19 protein-coding genes are annotated in these 16,584 nt (G+C 72.5%); 7 read left to right on the forward strand and 12 right to left on the reverse strand.

Features of this window, described 5'->3' with window-relative positions; genetic code table 11:
* Window positions 1-25: 25 nt before the first annotated feature.
* The 6 genes from V6V47_RS26525 to V6V47_RS26550 all read right to left on the reverse strand — a co-directional run bounded on the left by V6V47_RS26525 (window position 26) and on the right by V6V47_RS26550 (window position 5,795).
* Window positions 26-625 (reverse strand): hypothetical protein, encoded by a 600-nt coding sequence (locus tag V6V47_RS26525; RefSeq protein ID WP_334631090.1) that lies wholly within the window; start codon window positions 623-625, stop codon window positions 26-28.
* Between the two features lie 58 nt (window positions 626-683).
* Window positions 684-2,153, reverse strand: a complete 1,470-nt coding sequence (locus V6V47_RS26530; protein WP_334631091.1) for a sensor histidine kinase — start codon at window positions 2,151-2,153, stop codon at window positions 684-686.
* Complete coding sequence (locus V6V47_RS26535; protein ID WP_334631092.1) at window positions 2,146-2,838, reverse strand: response regulator transcription factor; 693 nt, start codon at window positions 2,836-2,838, stop codon at window positions 2,146-2,148. Before V6V47_RS26535 ends, V6V47_RS26530 begins: the two co-directional genes overlap by 8 nt.
* Window positions 2,839-2,908: 70 nt before the next feature.
* Window positions 2,909-3,421 carry a hypothetical protein gene (locus V6V47_RS26540; RefSeq protein WP_334631111.1) on the reverse strand — a complete coding sequence of 171 codons (513 nt, stop codon included), beginning with the start codon at window positions 3,419-3,421 and terminating at the stop codon, window positions 2,909-2,911.
* A gap of 142 nt (window positions 3,422-3,563) precedes the next feature.
* Entirely contained in the window at window positions 3,564-4,565 is a 1,002-nt protein-coding gene (locus V6V47_RS26545; protein ID WP_334631093.1) for an aminoglycoside phosphotransferase family protein, read from the reverse strand.
* Window positions 4,566-4,622: 57 nt separating this feature from the next.
* The gene (locus V6V47_RS26550) at window positions 4,623-5,795 is read right to left on the reverse strand and encodes a thiolase family protein (protein WP_334631094.1); all 1,173 of its coding nucleotides are present in this window, start codon (window positions 5,793-5,795) and stop codon (window positions 4,623-4,625) included.
* Between the two features lie 127 nt (window positions 5,796-5,922).
* Between V6V47_RS26550 and V6V47_RS26555 the strand changes: the two genes are divergently transcribed.
* On the forward strand, window positions 5,923-6,348 hold the full coding sequence (locus V6V47_RS26555; RefSeq protein WP_334631095.1) for a PH domain-containing protein: 426 nt from the start codon (window positions 5,923-5,925) through the stop codon (window positions 6,346-6,348).
* 13 nt (window positions 6,349-6,361) lie between these two features.
* Here the strand turns inward: V6V47_RS26555 and V6V47_RS26560 are convergent, their stop codons facing one another.
* On the reverse strand, window positions 6,362-7,273 hold the full coding sequence (locus V6V47_RS26560; protein WP_334631096.1) for a rhomboid family intramembrane serine protease: 912 nt from the start codon (window positions 7,271-7,273) through the stop codon (window positions 6,362-6,364).
* A 100-nt stretch (window positions 7,274-7,373) separates the two neighbouring features.
* Window positions 7,374-7,904 (reverse strand): peptidylprolyl isomerase, encoded by a 531-nt coding sequence (locus V6V47_RS26565; protein WP_334631097.1) that lies wholly within the window; start codon window positions 7,902-7,904, stop codon window positions 7,374-7,376.
* 84 nt (window positions 7,905-7,988) lie between these two features.
* On the opposite strand from V6V47_RS26565, the gene V6V47_RS26570 reads away from it, so the two are divergent.
* The gene (locus tag V6V47_RS26570) at window positions 7,989-8,744 is read left to right on the forward strand and encodes a hypothetical protein (protein ID WP_334631098.1); all 756 of its coding nucleotides are present in this window, start codon (window positions 7,989-7,991) and stop codon (window positions 8,742-8,744) included.
* Between the two features lie 88 nt (window positions 8,745-8,832).
* Here the strand turns inward: V6V47_RS26570 and corA are convergent, their stop codons facing one another.
* From corA to V6V47_RS26590, 4 genes are all read right to left on the reverse strand, one after another.
* Window positions 8,833-9,978, reverse strand: a complete 1,146-nt coding sequence (gene corA / locus V6V47_RS26575; RefSeq protein WP_334631099.1) for a magnesium/cobalt transporter CorA — start codon at window positions 9,976-9,978, stop codon at window positions 8,833-8,835.
* Between the two features lie 326 nt (window positions 9,979-10,304).
* Complete coding sequence (locus V6V47_RS26580) at window positions 10,305-11,399, reverse strand: aminotransferase-like domain-containing protein (protein WP_334631100.1); 1,095 nt, start codon at window positions 11,397-11,399, stop codon at window positions 10,305-10,307.
* 106 nt (window positions 11,400-11,505) lie between these two features.
* On the reverse strand, window positions 11,506-11,964 hold the full coding sequence (locus V6V47_RS26585) for an ester cyclase (protein WP_334631101.1): 459 nt from the start codon (window positions 11,962-11,964) through the stop codon (window positions 11,506-11,508).
* 100 nt (window positions 11,965-12,064) lie between these two features.
* A complete protein-coding gene (locus tag V6V47_RS26590) occupies window positions 12,065-12,457 on the reverse strand; it encodes a CBS domain-containing protein (RefSeq protein ID WP_334631102.1) in 393 nt (130 codons plus the stop codon).
* Window positions 12,458-12,571: 114 nt separating this feature from the next.
* Here V6V47_RS26590 and V6V47_RS26595 point away from each other — a divergent pair, with 114 nt between their 5' ends.
* The 5 genes from V6V47_RS26595 to V6V47_RS26615 all read left to right on the forward strand — a co-directional run bounded on the left by V6V47_RS26595 (window position 12,572) and on the right by V6V47_RS26615 (window position 16,347).
* Window positions 12,572-13,021 (forward strand): NUDIX hydrolase, encoded by a 450-nt coding sequence (locus V6V47_RS26595; protein ID WP_334631103.1) that lies wholly within the window; start codon window positions 12,572-12,574, stop codon window positions 13,019-13,021.
* Window positions 13,018-13,785 (forward strand): hypothetical protein, encoded by a 768-nt coding sequence (locus V6V47_RS26600; protein WP_334631104.1) that lies wholly within the window; start codon window positions 13,018-13,020, stop codon window positions 13,783-13,785. Before V6V47_RS26595 ends, V6V47_RS26600 begins: the two co-directional genes overlap by 4 nt.
* Window positions 13,786-13,863: 78 nt before the next feature.
* On the forward strand, window positions 13,864-14,595 hold the full coding sequence (locus tag V6V47_RS26605; protein ID WP_334631105.1) for a phosphocholine cytidylyltransferase family protein: 732 nt from the start codon (window positions 13,864-13,866) through the stop codon (window positions 14,593-14,595).
* Window positions 14,583-15,650, forward strand: coding sequence for an iron-containing alcohol dehydrogenase family protein (locus tag V6V47_RS26610; RefSeq protein ID WP_334631106.1), 1,068 nt, complete (start codon window positions 14,583-14,585; stop codon window positions 15,648-15,650). The genes V6V47_RS26605 and V6V47_RS26610 overlap by 13 nt, the downstream gene beginning before the upstream one ends.
* Window positions 15,625-16,347 carry a CDP-alcohol phosphatidyltransferase family protein gene (locus tag V6V47_RS26615; RefSeq protein WP_334631107.1) on the forward strand — a complete coding sequence of 241 codons (723 nt, stop codon included), beginning with the start codon at window positions 15,625-15,627 and terminating at the stop codon, window positions 16,345-16,347. Before V6V47_RS26610 ends, V6V47_RS26615 begins: the two co-directional genes overlap by 26 nt.
* Window positions 16,348-16,584 lie beyond the last annotated feature (237 nt).

The raw sequence follows: 16,584 nt of genomic DNA on the forward strand, positions 1-16,584 counted from the left end.
CCCGATGCACGGGGGCCCCTCCGTGTCACTTCGTGCGGGGAATGAGGATCAGGCGGGCGACGGACTTGTCGCCGTCCTTCGCGCCGGCGACACCGAGCTTCGTACCGACCTTGACCTCGCTCGGCTGCACGCTGGCCCGCCGCTCGACCACCCGTAGGTCGTCGCCGAACGCCCAGGTCACGGTGAAGCCGTCGGTGGACTTGACGGTCATCGAGTCACCGTCGATGGCGGTCACCTCGCCGCGCTGCACGGCGACGGTCTTCTTCTCGCCGTCCTTGGACTGCACCACCGCCTCGCCGTGCAGAGTGTTCTTGCGCAGCAGCACGCGGGCCTGGCGGCGCTTGCGCCACTCCTCGCCGCGCTTCTGCCGGGCCTTCTCCTCCGCGCTGGGGGAGGCGCCGGGCGTGGGGGTGGCCGGCGCGGCGACGGTCTGGACGTCCAGGTCGTCGGCGTCGAAGCCCATCGCGGCCAACGCCTGGCCCTCGACGCCCATCGCGGCGGCGACGTCGACGGCGGCCTCCCGAGCGGGCTGGCTGGCGACCTCGGCCGCACCGCAGCCGCTGACACCGAGCGCCACCGCCGCGAGCAAGGACGTGGTGGCGGTGGCGAATCCCCAACGTGGCATGTGACTTTCCCTCTCGTCCGTGGAGCCATCAGCCTGCCCCGCCTCGACGAGCGGAGCGTCAGGCCGATGTTCGGGTCCGGTAAGGGTCACCGGGCAGCCGGACCGTGAAGGCCGCCCCGCCCTCCGGTGCGTGGCCCGCGTCGATCTGCCCGCCCAACCGGCGGACCAGCCCGGCGGCCAGCGCCAACCCCAGCCCGCTGCCCACCTTGCGCACCCCCCGGTAGCGCTGGTGCAACGCGCCCCGCTCGAACGCCACCGCCAGGTCGTCGTCGGTGAAGCCGGGCCCGCCGTCGCGGACCTCCAGCACGCCGCCGGCCGCCGGGTCCGCGCCGACCGGCCGGACCGCGAGCACCACCGGCGCCCCCGGGGGTACGACCCGCAGCGCGTTCTCCAGCAGTCCGTCCACCACCTGCCGGATCCGCCCCGGATCGGTGTACGCGGGCACTGCCACGCCGGGCGTCTCCACCCGGAACGGCACTCCCAGCGCGGCACACCGGTCGGACCAGGTCCGTTCGGCGTCGACGGCCAGCCGGGCCAGGTCCACCGGCACCGGCTCCAGCGGAAAGTCGGCGGCCTCCAGTCGGGCCAGCGACAGCAGGTCACCGATCAGCCGGTCCAGATGCTCGGCCTCGGCCAGCACCGTCCGACCGGTGTCGGCCGCGTCGTCCGCGCCGATCACCCCGTCGGCGAACGCCTCGGCGTACCCCCGGATCGCGGTCAACGGGGTGCGCAGCTCGTGCGAGACGGAGAGCAGGAACTCGCGCTGCCGGCCCTCGCTGGTGGCCAGCGCAGCGGCCAGCCCGTTCAACGCCTCGGCCAGGTCGGCGACCTCGTCGGGCGGTTCCACCGGCACCCGGACAGCGCGGTCCCCGGCCCGCAGGCGGGCGGCGGCGGTGGCCGCGACGCGGATCGGTCGGGCCAGCCGGCGGGCCAGCAGCAGCCCGGCCACCACGCCGGCGGCCAACCCGGCGAGGAGCGGCAACCACAGGCTGAGCAGCACCTGCCGCCACAGCCCGTTGGCCGAGGTGCGGGAGAGCACCACTCCGTTGCCGTTGGGCAGCGCCCGACCCTCGACGAACGCACGCCGGCCGTTGACCGGGCGCCGGACGGACACGTTGCGCCCCTGCTCGATCCGCTGCACCACCCGGGTCGGCAGACCTGGCCGGTCGACCGCACCCCGCCGGATCAGGTACGCGTCGATGCCCTGGTTGCGCAGTTGCTGGATGAGCCGCTCCTCGTCGGCGGTGCGGCCCCGGTCCAGCCGGGTCCGCAGCACCTCGGCGGCGAGCCGGGCCTGCGCGGCAAGTGCCTCCTGATCGCGTTTCTCGACGCCGCGAACCGCCAGCGGCACCGCGACGATCGCGGTCACCAGCACCGACACCAGCGCCACCGCACAGGTGACCAGCACCGCGCGGGCGGTCAGCGTACGGCCGAACCGGCTGCGTCGGGGTGCGGCCGGTGGGCGTACGCCGACCACCGGCAGCGCCATGGTCGGTGCTTCGGGCCGCGTCGTCGGGTGTTCAGGCATCGACGGCGTACCCGACGCCTCGGTGGGTCCGGATCACGCTGGCCGGGCCGAGCTTCGCCCGCACCTGGGCGACATGCACGTCGACGGTCCGGGTGCCGGCGTGGGCGGCGTACCCCCAGACCCCGGCCAACAGCTCCTCCCGGGTGAAGACCCGCCCGGGTCGGGCCATCAGGTGGGCCAGCAGGTCGAACTCGGTGGAGGTGAGCTGCACCGGGGCGCCCGCGGCGGTGACCGTGCGGCGGGCGGGGTCGAGCGTCACCGGGCCGACGACGCGCTGACGGTCGACGCCCTCGGGACCGCCAGCGGAGCGCCGGAGCACCGCGCGCACCCGGGCGACCAACTCACGGGGGCTGAACGGCTTGGTGACGTAGTCGTCGGCACCCAACTCCAAGCCGACGATCCGATCCACCTCGTCGTCCCGGGCGGTGAGGAAGATGACCGGTGTCCAGTCGCCGGCCTCGCGCAACTGACGGCAGACCTCGGTGCCCGGCAGGCCGGGCAGGGCGATGTCCAGGACACAGGCCACCGGGCGCAACCGGCGGGCGGCGCTCAGGCCGGCCGCGCCGTCCCGCTCCAGGTGGACACCGAACCCGTCGCGGGTGAGGTAGAGCCGGACCAGGTCGGCGATGGCCGGCTCGTCCTCGACCACGAGGACGAGCCCGCGGTGCGGCGGTGCAACGGTCACTGGCCCATGATTGCCGACCCGATGGGCTCGGCGCGATCGGCGCGTGTTCGAGTTCGGTAAAGGCGGGGTGTCAGCGCGCCACGGCGGGGCGGAACGCGGTGGGCCGCGCGGCGGCCGGCGTGTCGCCGATGGTGGCGACGATCCGCTCGCGGGCCGTCCGCAGGCGGGTCCGGAAAGCGTGGTTGAGCAGCGCGTCGAGTTGCCAGACCCGCTTCGGGTAGGTGGTCCGGATCAGGAAACGCTCGCGGATCCCGTCGATCGCGGTGGCGGCCAGCTCGACCGATTGCAGCCGCGGGTCCGGGCTCCAGGTGACGTTGCTCAGCTCGCGCAGCTCGGTGTTCAGGTGCAGACGCAGGCGGTGCAGCAGGCGGGTCTGCTGGGTGACCACCAGCCGACGATGAGTGAGCAACAACAGGTAGTCGCCGGTGACCGGCCGGTCGGGGCGGCTACATCGGGTGACCAGGATGGTGGCGTCACCGGAGCCGACGCAGCGCCGGAAGACCGGCATGTGCCGGCTCACGGTCTGCACGGCCAGGCCAGCCTCAGCGGCGGCCGGGAGGAACGTTCGGGAGAAGACGTCCATGTCGTACCCAACGACATGCCCATCAGGGGTGACGTGGGTCACGGCGGTTTTTTGGAAGTTCCACGGCGCCGATCGCACCGGTTGTGCGGCGTCCGGCGCCGACCCAAACGTGAACGGGCGCGCCTCCGCTGTCCAGACCGGGTCAGGCCGGCTCGGCCTCCAGCAGCTCCTCCAGCCAGCCGGGAACCGCCTCGGCGTACTCGTCCCGCGACGGGTCGGTGGTGTCCAGGGCCCGCCGCCAGGAGAGCGAGCGGCTCACCGCGCCCAGGTTGATCGCCAGGTTGGCGGCCTCGACCAGGGTCGCGCGGTCGTACCGGTCGGTCCACGCCTCCAGGTAGGCGTCACGCAGCCGGGCCAGCGCGGCGTCGTCGGCCCGCAGGGATTCGGCGTACCGGATGGAGCGCAGGGTCACCAGCAGCGTGCCGAACGGGTGCGCCACCGAGGCGTCACCCCAGTCGAAGTAGCGGTAACCGGTCGGACCGGCGAAGACGTTGCCGTCGTGCAGGTCGTCGTGCTGCACAGTGGCCGGGATGCCGAGGTCGGCGAGCCGGCGGCACCGGTCGGCGTACGCCGGCAGCTCGGCCCGCAGCCGCTCGTACACCTCCGGGGTGAGCCCGCCCTCCCCGCCGATCCGCAGCGACCCGCGATCGTCGAGCAGCTCGGCGAACAGCCCGGGCAGCACCTCGGGGCGGTGGTCCGGCACACCGAGGGCGATCAGCGCGTCGACCTGCGGCACGGTGGCCCGTTGGAGCGCGGCGTACCCGGGTAGCGCGCGCTCCCAGTGCGCCAGATCCGGGTCGCGACCCAGCACGTCGCGCAGCGACTCACCGCCGTCGGGCAGCAGCGACCAGCCCCGGGCCGGGTCCACCGCGATCGGCGGCAGCACCCGCTCCGGCGTCAGTCGGGCCAGTGCCTCGATCAGGACGGCTTCGTGTGCCGTGCCCGGATTGTTGGCCTTGAACCAGACCGGCCCGTCGTCGGTCGGTAACCGCCACACCAGCGACCATGGGCGTACCCGCGGCTCCACCGGCCCGGTCACCCGCCGGCCGGCCCTGCTGAGCTGCTCGTCGACCCAGGATCGGGCCTGCGCCTGCCACTGCTCCCCGGACCAGTCGGGCGCGCGTTTACCGGCGATCGTCGTCACGGTCCGCACATTAGGCGGCCCACCCTGGCCGGGGCGAGACCTTTTCCCGGACCGGAGTCAGATCAGCTCGACGATGGTGGCGTTGGCCATGCCGCCGCCCTCGCACATCGTCTGCAGGCCGTAGCGGATGCCGTTGTCCCGCATGTGCTGGAGCATCGTCGTCATGATCCGGGCACCGGAGCCGCCGAGCGGATGACCGAGGGCGATCGCTCCGCCGCGCGGGTTGAGCCGCTCCGGGTCCGCCTCGGTCTCCGCCAGCCAGGCCAGTGGCACCGGGGCGAACGCCTCGTTCACCTCGTACACCCCGATCTCCTCGATGCCCAGCCCCGCGCGGCGCAGCGCCTTCGCGGTGGCCGGGATGGGCGCGGTGAGCATGGTGACCGGGTCGTCGGCGGCGACCACAGCGGTGTGGATGCGGGCGAGCGGGCGCAGGCCGTGCCGGCTGGCCCACTCGCCGGTGGTCACCGCGAGGGCCGCGGCGCCGTCGGAGATCTGGGACGCCGACCCGGCGGTCACCACGCCGTCGGCGCGGAACGGCGTGGCCAACTCGCCGAGCTTCTCCAGCGAGGTGTCCCGACGGATGCCCTCGTCGGCGGCGAACTTGCCGCCGTCAGCGAGCGGCACCGGCGCCAGCTCCGGGTCGAAGGCGCCGGCGTCCTGCGCGGCGGCGGCCTTCTCATGACTGGCCAGGGCGAACTCGTCGAGTTGGGTACGCGAAAAGCGCCACCGCTGGGCGATGAGCTCGGCACCGACCCCCTGGTTGAACGGCAGCGGCGCGTCCTCGGCGAAGCCCTCCACGCCCCGGTAGCGGTCCCGGAGCTGGTCGCTGAACGGCATGCCACCGGCCACGCTGGAGCCCATCGGCACCCAGGTCATCGACTCCACGCCGCCGGCGACGACCAGGTCGGCCTGGCCGGAGAGGACCGTCGCGGCGGCGAAGTGCAGCGCCTGCTGGCTGGAGCCGCACTGCCGGTCGATCGTGGTGCCGGGCACCGTCTCGGGCCAGCCGGCGGCGAGCACGCCGTTGCGGGCGACGTTCCACGACTGCTCGCCGACCTGGGACACGCAGCCCCAGAAGACGTCGTCCACCTGCGTCGGGTCGAGGCCGGTGCGCTCTGCGAGGGCGCGCAGCACGTGCGCTGAGAGGTCGACCGGGTGGACGCCGGCGAGGCTGCCCTTGCGCCGGCCGACCGGGGTACGGACCGCGCCGACGATGACCGCGTCACTCATCTTTACTCCCCGGTAACTTGGGCTGCCCCGATCTTACGTCGTCCGTGGACCGACCGACCGCCCCTGGGCCTGCTCTCCCCCTACCGGCACGTCGGCGCTAGCCGACGGCCGCTGGCATGCTGGGCGGGTGGATGAGATCTCACCGGTCCGGCAGTGGCGGGTGCCGCCGAGTCTGCCGGCCGCGAAGCTGGGCGGTGCGGTCCTGCTGGTCGCGCTCGGGCTGCTCTTCGCCGACGGCGATCCGGTGCGGTTGATGCTGGCCGTCCTGGCCGCCGCCGCGCTGGCCGGTTGGGCGCTACGCGATCTGATCGCGCCGGTCCGGTTGGCGGTCGACCCGACGGGGCTCACCGTCATCCACGGGTTCGCCGGGCGTCGGCTGCTGCCCTGGACGGCCGTCGAGGCGATCACCGTGGAGCGGCGACCACGGTTGGGGCTGACGTCCGAGATCCTGGAGATCGACGCGGGCGAGTCACTGCACCTCTTCAGCCGCTACGACCTGGGCACGCCCCCGGAAGAGGTCGCCGCCACGCTGCGCGCCGCCCACCGCTCCTGAATCGTGCCCGCGGTCAGCCGAGGAGCTGTGCGGTGCGGAACAGGACCAACGCGAGCAGGACCAGCAGGATGATCGCGCCGCCGACCACCTGCACCAGCGTTCGACGACCCCGCGGCGCGTACGCGAAGACCAGGGCCACCGCCCCACCGACCAGCAGCCCGCCCAGGTGCCCGGGGATCGAGATGCCCGGCACCGCCAGCGTGAACACCAGATTGATCACCAGGACCGGGATGATCTGGGAGATGTCCCGACCAAGTTTCCGCTCGATGATGAGCAGCGCGGCGAACAGGCCGAAGATGGCGGTCGACGCGCCGGCGGTCGCCGAGTTCTGCGAGCTGAACAGGTAGGCGGCCACGTTGCCGCCGAGGCCCGCGATCAGGTAGAGCGCGGCGAAACGCAGCCGCCCGAGGCTGGCCTCCAGTGACCGGCCGAGCACCCAGAGCGCCCACATGTTGAGCAGCAGGTGGACCACGCCGTAGTGCAGGAACATCGCGGTGACCAGCCGGTACCACTGGCCCTCGGCGATACCACCGAGCGTGCCGTCGGGAAGGAACGCCCGCCCGAGCACCGAACCCCAGTTGGTCAGCGGCGTGTCGCCGCCCATCAGGCCACCGAAGCCGGAGCCGCCGGCCGCCGCGTCCCCACCCCGGTCGGAGGCGATGGAGAGCAGCATGAGCAGCACGTTCAGCGCGATCAACGCCTTGGTGACGTAGCCGTGCCGGCCGGCGGCACCGCCACCGAAGGCGGTGCGCGCCGGCCGGACGCTGCGACGTCCCTCGTTGACGCACTCCGGGCACTGGTGCCCGACGGACGCCTCCCGCATGCAGTCCGGGCAGATCGGCCGGTTGCAGCGGGTGCACCGGACGTAGGTTTCCCGGCCGGGGTGCCGGTAGCAGACCGGGGCGGTCGGCGGAGACTCGCTCACCGGGCCGACCCTCCGTCCGCCACCGCGCGATCCACCGGCGCCGGCCGGTGCCGGGCTCCGGAGCGCTCAGTCATGCGAGCAAAGGTACCTCGCCGATCGATCAGGCCTTCGACCGCTCGATCTCGACCCGCTCGATGACGACGTCCTGGAGCGGACGGTCGCTCGGACCGGTCGGGGTGCTCGCGATCGAGTCGACGACCTTCGCCGACTGCTCGTCCGCGACCTGGCCGAAGATGGTGTGCCGGTTGTTCAGGTGCGGCGTCGGGCCGACCGTGATGAAGAACTGCGAACCGTTGGTGCCCGGCCCGGCGTTCGCCATCGCGAGCAGGTAGGGACGGTCGAAGCGCAGCTCCGGGTGGAACTCGTCGCCGAACTTGTAGCCCGGCCCGCCCCGACCGGTGCCGGTCGGGTCGCCCATCTGAACCATGAAGCCGCTGATCACCCGGTGCGAGATCGTGCCGTCGTAGTACGGACCGCTGCCCGGCTGACCGGTGCGCGGGTCGGTGTACTCACGGTTGCCCTCGGCCAGGTCGACGAAGTTCTGGACGGTCTTCGGCGCGTGGTTGGGGAAGAGCTCCAGCCGGATCGGGCCAGCGTTGGTGTGCAAGGTGGCGTAGACAGCCTCGGCCACGGGTACTCCTCACTCGTTGGTCAGTTCCATGCGGATCCTCCCATGTGCCCGATCTGGCATCGCGGAGGCATCCGTTGGTGGAGGATGACGAAGGAACAACTCCCAGGAGGTGGGACCGTGTTTGGAATCGGGCGGCGTAAGTCCCAGGGGCAGCAGGCGTTGGTCGAGCTGAACCAGAGCATCAGCCACCTGGTGCAGGCAGCCAACCACGCCGCTAAGGGTGCTGGCGCGACCGTTGGTCCGCGGGTGCAGGTGGCCCGGGGCTACGTCGGGCCGGCCGCGGCGAAGGTGCGCGACCACGCCTCGACCAGCTGGGGGACGACACTCACCACGCTGGCACCGCTGGCCGCGGCGGCTCGGGACGGCGCCGCGCAGGCAAAGCCGCTGACCAGGAAGGCCAAGTCGAAGACCATGCGGATCTCCGGTAAGAAGAAGCAGCCGCGTCGTCGCGGCTCGATGATGACCGGCCTGCTGGCCGCGGGTGTCGTCGCCGGCCTGGCCGGCGCGGTCGCGCTCCGGCGGCGCCGGGAGCAGCAGGAATGGGCCGAGTACGACCCGACTCGCACGCTGGAGCCGATGCGCGACGAGGTGGACTCGATCGAGGTACGCACCCCGTCCACCGGCACCAGGGGGAGCGACGGGTCCGCCATGGCCGGCATGCCCGAAGCGAGCGGCAGCACCAGCACCAGCACCAGCGGCGCGGCCAAGCCGGCCGGCGTTCGTCCGACCGACAAGGTTCCCTCGGTCGCCGAGGGTGCCAAGGACGTCTCGGGGCGGCCCACCGACGACCTCGCCAAGGCGTTGGGCAAGGACACCGCACGCACCAACGGCCGCCGCTGACTTCAGCGGCAGCGCGCCAAGCGCCGGCGACGGGTTCCCCCGCCCGCCGGCGCTTTCGCGCGCGCGTGGGTCTGAGCGAGCTGCGGAGTCAGAGCCAGCCGTTGCGGCGGAACCAGCGGTACAGGGCCAAAGAGACGCCGAGCATCAGGGCCAGGGCCACCGGATAGCCGTACACCATCTTCAGCTCGGGCATGTTGTCGAAGTTCATGCCCTCGACGCCGGCGATCGAGGTCCAGACCGCGGCGATGGCCGCCCAGGCGGCGATCTTGCGCATGTCGTTGTTCTGGTCGACGGTGACCTGGGCCAGCCGGGCCTGGAGGATCGAGTTCAGCAGGTCGTCGTAGGAGTTGACCTGCTCGACGGTGCGGCTCAGGTGATCCTGCACGTCCCGGAAGTAGCGCCGGATCTCCTTGGGCACGTCCCGGTTGACCTGTGACGTGAGCGACATCAGCGGCCGTTGCAGCGGAACCACCGCCCGCTTGAACTCCACCAGTTCGCGCTTCATCTGGTAGATCCGCTGGATCCGGCCGCTGCTGTTGCGGTCGAAGACCTCGGCCTCCAGGGTGTCCAGGTCATCCTCGATCTGCTCGGCCACCTCGAGGTAGAGGTCGACCACACGGTCGGTCACCCCGTACGCCACCGCCCATGGGCCATTGAGCAGCAGCTCCTGCTTGGTCTCCAGGTCGGCACGGACCGGGGAGAGTCGGCAGGCGTCGCCGTGCCGGACGCTGATCAGGAAGTTCGGGCCGATGAAGAGCATCACCTGGCCGGTCTCCACGACTTCGGTCTTCTCGGTCAGCTCGGCGTGCTCGCAGTACCGGGCGGTGCGCAGCACCAGGAAGCTGACGTCGCCGAACCGCTCCAGCTTGGGGCGCTGTTCGGCCTTCACCGCGTCCTCGACGGCCAGCTCGTGCAGGCCGTAGGTCTCCGCGATGGCGGTCATCTCGGCCAGCTCGGGCTGGTGCAGCCCGATCCAGACGAAGCCGTTCTCCTCGCGGCGCGCAGCCGCCAACGCCTCCGCGTACGTCCACTCGCCGGGCTGCCGCTTGCCGTCGACGTAGAGCGCGCAGTCGACCACGCCACTGCGGCCCGAGCCGGTGGGGGCCGGCACGGGGGGTGAGCCGTCCGCGTTGAGGATCCGGGTCATCGCCCGGACCGGGGACGGCCACGCCCGCGGTCGAAGCACCCGACCGGTGGTCGACGGCGCCCGGCCCTGCTCCGCCCGATCCGTCATCGCGCCCCCTCCCCACGCTCAGCTGCGGCTTGCAGGCTACGCCGGTTCCGGCGGGCGGCACGGGTGACAACGGTCGCGTGGGGGTCGGCGCCGGGCGGGCCGGGCCGCATTGGGGGGGTGCGGGACGACACGGCCCACCCGGCGCCCGTGGGGGCGGGGGTTGTGCTGCACGCGTCATCCCGTGGCTGCGGAGGACGGCCCGGACCGGGCGGTGACCTCGGATACACCTGGCAGGTGACGCTCGCAGCATTGTGAGCCGCCGGCCGCCCGGGCGGGAGTCCCGGGACGGCCGGCATCGTCATTTTGTCGGAAACCCGACAGAAACCTCAGCTTCGGACGGCCTCGGCGGCCGCCGCGAGCCGACGAACCCCCTCGTCGATCCGATCGGCGGTCACCGCCGAGAAGGCCAGCCGCAGGGCGTGCTGGCCGCCGTCCAGCACGAAGTCGCTGCCCTTGACCACCGCGACCCCGCGCTCCGCCGCCGCCGGAGCGAGCCGGTCGACCAGCACGTCGTCCGGGAACTCCACCCAGAGGAAGTAGCCGCCGTCGGGCTCCACGAACCGGGCCTGCGGTAGGTGCCGACGCAGCGACTCGGCCAGCACCTGGGCCCGCTCGCCCAGCGCCGCCCGGACGGTCTCGATCGAGCGGTCGATGTCACCGGAGACACAGAACTGGTGCACGATCGCCTGGGACACCATGCCGGGCGAGATGTAGAGGCTGGTCGCGTTCTTGGCGATGTCGGCGATCAGGTCCTTCGGGCCGACCAGGTACCCGACCCGCACGCCCGGGCACACCGTCTTGGTGAAGCTCGACGCGTGCACCACCACGTTGCGAGTGTCCAGCGAGAGCATCGACGGCAACGCCTCGCCACGGAACCGGATGTCCGCGTACGGGTCGTCCTCGAAGATCGTGAACTCGTACTCGGCGGCCAGGTCGAGCAGCTCCCGCCGCTTCTCGAGGGAGAGCGTCATGCCGGCCGGGTTCTGGTAGTTGGGGATCACGTGGGCGAGCCGGGGCCGGACCCCGGACTCCAGCAGCTTGCGCAGCTCGGCCGTGTCCAGGCCGTCCGGCTGGACCGAGACGCTGTGCAGCTCGCTGCCCATCCGCTGGAGGTTGAGCAGCGTCCGGTCGTACGTCGGACGCTCCACCACGACCGCGTCGCCGGGGCGGACCAGGTGGTCGAAGAGGAACGCGTCGGCCTGGAGCGACCCGTTCGTGACCAGCACCTGGTCGGGCGCGACGCCGTGCTTCTCGGCGATCCACTTGCGCAGCGGAAGGTAGCCGACGGATGTGCCGTACGCCGTCACCCCCGCCGGGTCGGCGTCGAAGGCGCGGGCGGCGGCGGCCTTGAGCCCCTCGACATCGACGATGTCCAGCGAGGGAGCCCCACGGGCGAAGGAGATCAGCTGCTCGGCGGTCATGGATGTTGAGCGTACGGGCGGCAGCGGTGGGCGCGCGGAAGGCACGGCGATGTCCGCATCCTGAGCCACCGGGTCGGGTGACCCGCGTCCGCCGGTCGCCGACAGATCAGACCGGAAGGGCGAGCGAGTCGTGGTGCGCCGCACGGGAGAGGCCCTCCAGCTGCACGCCGAGCGAATCGAGCAGCTGCCCCCAGTCGAAGTAGGACCGCCAGCTCACGATCCGGCCCCGGCGGGCACGCACCACGTCGGCCACCTCCCAGCTCACCGTCCGGCCGGTGGGCGCGACGGTGCCGAACGGCGAGTGCAACGTGCCGGTGTGGGTGCCGGTCCAGCGCAGCTCCATGGCCGCCCCACCGGCCGTCCGCACCACGCCCCGCGGGTCGATCCGCAGGTCCGGGAATGCGCCCGTCCAGGTGCGCAGCAACGCGGGCAGCTCGATCGGGCGGACCGTGACGCCCGGCATGGCGTAGAACGCCTCCGGCGCGTAGAGGTCCGGAAGCCGGGCCACGTCCCGACGCAGGAGCATGGCGTACTGCTGCTCGACCAGGCGCTCCGCGTCACGCATCGGGCCCTCCCCACGGGCCACGGTATCTCCGCGCCCGCGAGGAATCCTTACCCGTCGATCCGGCCGGCCACACCTACGGCCCGGAATCCGGTGTGACCGGTCAGGTCGCGGCGACCACCTGGCTGTCCGCCCAGACCCGCATGATGTCCCGGACGGAGATCACCCCGGCCACCTCGCGGCCGTCCAGCACCACCAGGTGCCGGAATCCGCCCCGGGCCATCGCGGCGGCCGCCTCGGCCACCGTCCAGTCCGGCCCGGCGTAGACCACATCCCAGGTCAGATGGTCACCGGTGCGTTCCACGTCGCAGTCGAGGTCGGCGCCGATGGCCTTCAACACGTCACGTTCGGTCATGATCCCGACCCCCTCGGAGTCCGGGTCGATCACGACCGCCGACCCGACACCGCGGGCCGACATCATCCGGGCCGCCTGGCGGAGCGTGTGCTCCGGACCGACGACGAGGACCTGGCTGGACATCGCTTCCCGTACCTGCATCACGCATCACCCCTGTGCCGACGGTGGCATTCGGTACCGACATGGTGGTCCGTCGATGTTTCCGGGACAAGGCCGGCATCGCCGCGACACCGGTCCGCTCGCTACTGTCGGACCGTGTCCACCGAGCCCCTGCGCTGCGCCGGCGCGCTGATCGTCGACCACGACGGCCGCATCTTCTTTCAGCGCCGATCACCGCACCGGCGCCTCTTTCCCAACTGCTGGGACATCGTCGGTGGTCACCTGGAACCGGGCGAGGAGGTGGAGGAGGCCCTGGGCCGCGAGGTCACCGAGGAGACCGGGTGGATCCTCTCGCAGGTGCTCGGTCAGGTCGGCACGTACGACTACGTCGGCGACGACGGCCAGGCCCGGATCGAGTACGACTTCCTGGTCCGGGTCGACGGCGACCTCGCCCACCCGAAGCTCGAGGCCGGCAAGCACACCGAGTACCGCTGGCTGGCCGAGCACGAGCTGTCCGTGCTGGACGAGCACCGCGACGTCAACGACGGGTTGATCCGGCGGATCGCGGAGGAGGGCTTCGCCGTCCTGCGGTCGATCGGTCTGTGAACACCGTCGACCTGGCACCGCACCGGATCGCCGGGCTGCTCGCCCCGGCCGTGGACCGGGTCTTCGTCGCCGGGATGCTGGCCGGCCGCGACGGCGGAGGCGCGGAGCTGAGCCAGCGGTACGGCGGCCCCGCCGCGACCGGCTTCCTGGTGGATCTGCGCACCCGACTGGCGGCGCCCGGTGGCACGGTCGACAGGCCGGGGTTCGCGGCGATCACCCGGTACCACGACCCGGTCACCTGCCAGCGGATGCTCGACAAACAGGTGGCGTACGGCATGATCCACCGCCGCCCCGACGGCGGGCTCTGGGCCACCGACCGGGGCTCGGCCTTCCTCGCCGAACTGCACCAGGTGCACGCCGAGGTCACCGAGGAGCTGTGGGCCGGGCAGGACGAGCGGGTGCTGCGGCTGGTGACGTCGCTCGGCCGGCTGCTGGCGTACGCCCTCGTGCTGACCGACGAGCACGCGGCCCCGGGCGGCTCGGCGTTCGCCGCCCTGGCGCCCCCGTACGAGCCGGACGGGACACCACCGGGCGTACTGCTGCTCAACCGGCTCGGCACGCTGCGCTACCACCGGGCCGACGCGCACGCCGCCGCCTGGGCCGCCGCCGGGCACACCGCGTCGAGCGTGGCCGCCCTGCCGGCCGGCCCGGAGCGCCTCGCCATCGAGCAGGAGACCGACCGTCGGGCGGCCGGCCCGTACACCACGCTCAGCGCGGAGGAGCGGCTCACCATGCTCGCCGACCTCGCGGCGTTGCCCGGCTGACCGGTTGGCCGGAGTGGCCCGCCGAGCCGGGGCTATCCTCCAGCGGTGACGGGGAGTATGACGAGGGGGGATCTGTCGATGATCGGGATGGTGCTCGCGGCCGGGGCGGGGCGCCGGCTGCGCCCGTACACCGACACCCTGCCCAAAGCTCTGGTGCCGGTGGATGGCGAAACCACGATCCTGGACATCGCGCTGGGCAACCTGGCCGAGGTCGGGCTCAACGAGATCGTGATCGTGGTCGGCTACGCGGCGGACACGGTCCGCGCACGGCAGGCCGACCTGGAGAAGCGGTACGGGGTCACGCTCACCCTCGTGCACAACGACAAGGCCGAGGAGTGGAACAACGCGTACTCCCTCTGGCTGGCTCGGGAGCACTTCGCGCGCGGGGTCCTGCTGGTCAACGGGGACACGGTGCACCCGGTGAGCGTGGAGAAGACCCTGCTGGCCGAGCGCGGCCCGGGCATCCTGCTCGCGGTGGACACGCTCAAGCCGCTGGCCGAGGAGGAGATGAAGACCACCTTCGACGCCGCCGGCCAGCTCACCCGCATCACCAAGCTGATGGACCCGGGCGAGGCGTACGGGGAGTACATCGGTGCCACGCTGATCGAGCCGCAGGTCGCCGACGCCCTCGCCGACGCCCTCGAGGCCACCTGGCGGCGCGACCCGAACCTCTACTACGAGGACGGCTACCAGGAGTTCGCCGACCGGGGTGGCGAGGTCCGCGCGGCCCCCATCGGCGACGTGCCCTGGGTGGAGGTCGACAACCACGCCGACCTGGCCCGCGCGCGGGAGATCGCGTGCCGCTACTAGCCCGTAGCGTCCTGACCCCACTGCACATCGATGTGCGCCGGGGGGCGGTGGCCGACCTCGCTGCGATCCTGTCCGACGGGCGGATCTCCGCCGGGGGCGACGTCGCGGTGGTGGTCGGGCCCGGGCAGGGCGCCCAGATCGCCGAGCTGATCCGACCGTCGCTGCGCTCCGCCGACGTGTTCACCGTCGCCGGGGCGACCCTGGACGCCGCCGACGACCTGGGTGGCAAGCTCCGCGCCCGCTCGTACGACGCGGTCGTCGGCATCGGGGGCGGCAAGACGATAGACGTCGCCAAGTACGCGGCCACCCGACGCGGGCTGCCCATGGTCTCGGTGGCGACCAGCCTCGCCAACGACGGCATCGCCTCACCGGTGGCCAGCTTGATCACCGACGGGATCAAGGGCTCCTACGGCGTCCACATCCCGATCGCAGTGATCGTCGACCTGGACTTCGTGGAGAGCGGTCCGGACCGGCACAACCGGGCCGGCATCGGCGACGTGATCAGCAATATCAGCGCGCTGGCCGACTGGGACCTGTCCCGGCAGGTACGCGGGGAACGTGTCGACGGCTTGGCCGCCTCGCTCTCGCGGGCGGGCGCCGAGGCGGTGCTCAACCACCCCGGCGACATGACCGACGACGCGTTCGTCACCGTGCTCGCCGAGGCACTGATCTCCAGCGGCCTGGCGATGGCGGTCGAGGGCACCAGCCGTCCGTGCAGCGGCGGCTGCCACGAGATCATGCACGCGGTCGACGCACTCTTCCCGGGCACCGCCTCGCACGGCGAGTTGGCCGGGCTCGGCGCACTCTTCTGCACCTGGCTCCGCGGGGACCTGCGCCGCTTCCGGGAGATGTCGGCCTGCCTGGCCCGGCACGGCCTGCCCCGACTCCCCGCCGACGTCGGGCTCACCGACGACCAGTTCGTGGAAGCGGTGCAGTTCGCGCCCCGTACCCGGCCGGACCGGTACACGATCCTCGAACACCTGGCGCTGTCGCCTACCGGGACGCGGGAGCGGCTGGCAGACTACGCCGGTGCAATCCGCGACCACCTTGGCTGACCCCCGTCCCACCGTCGCCGACTTCCACCGGGTGAACCGGGGCGGCGGCCTCTTCAGCGAGTCGATCAGTCAGTGGCTGGGCGCGGTCTTCGCGCTCGTGGCCCAGCGGCTCGGCCTGCGCCCGACCGCGCTGACCATCACCAATCTCGTCCTCGGGCTGGCCACCTCGGTCACCGTCGTGGCGCTCGCTGGCCCGGTCGCCGCCGGCGACGTACCGGCCTGGGTGGTCGGCCTGCTCGCCCTGGTGGGCTGGCAGGTGGCGTACTCCCTGGACTGCGCGGACGGGCAGCTCGCTCGGGTGACCGGCCAGGGCACGGCGGCCGGTGCCCGAGTGGACGTGCTCTGCGACGTGGCCTCGCAGATCGCCCTGGTCGCCGCGTTGTCCGCGACGGCGGTGGCGCAGGACGCGTCGACTCCGGCGTGGCTGGTGGCCGCCTTCGCCGGCACCTGGATGGTCAACCTGGTCACCTCGGTGATGCAGGCGGGCCCGAACGCGGCCAGCATGGTCACCTCGACCTCGCTACCGGTCCGCCTCGTGAAGCTGGTCCGTGACTACGGCGCGGTGATCTTCGTGGCCGCCCTGGTGCTGGCCGTGGCCCCCGCGCTGGTCCTCTGGGTGATCGTCGCGTTCACCATCGTCAACGGCGGCTTCCTGCTGGCGAGCATCGCCTTCTCCGCCCGCGCCTCAATCCGCTGACCCCACCCACCCACCCACCCGCGCCCGCCCGGCCCTGCCCGCCCGCGCCCGCCAGCTCGCGTCGATCTAGGGAACATCGCCGTCAGTTGATCTCCAACAACTGCGATTCGCCCTAGATCGACGCGGCTTTGCGCGCGGGGCGCGGGGCTTTGCGCGCGGGGCGCGGGGCTTTGCGCGCGGGGCGCGGGGCGCGGGGCGCGGGGCGCGGCGGCGCGGGGCTCGGCGGCTCGGGGCGCG

Source organism: Micromonospora sp. CPCC 205539 (assembly GCF_036906815.1).
Lineage (GTDB): Bacteria > Actinomycetota > Actinomycetes > Mycobacteriales > Micromonosporaceae > Micromonospora.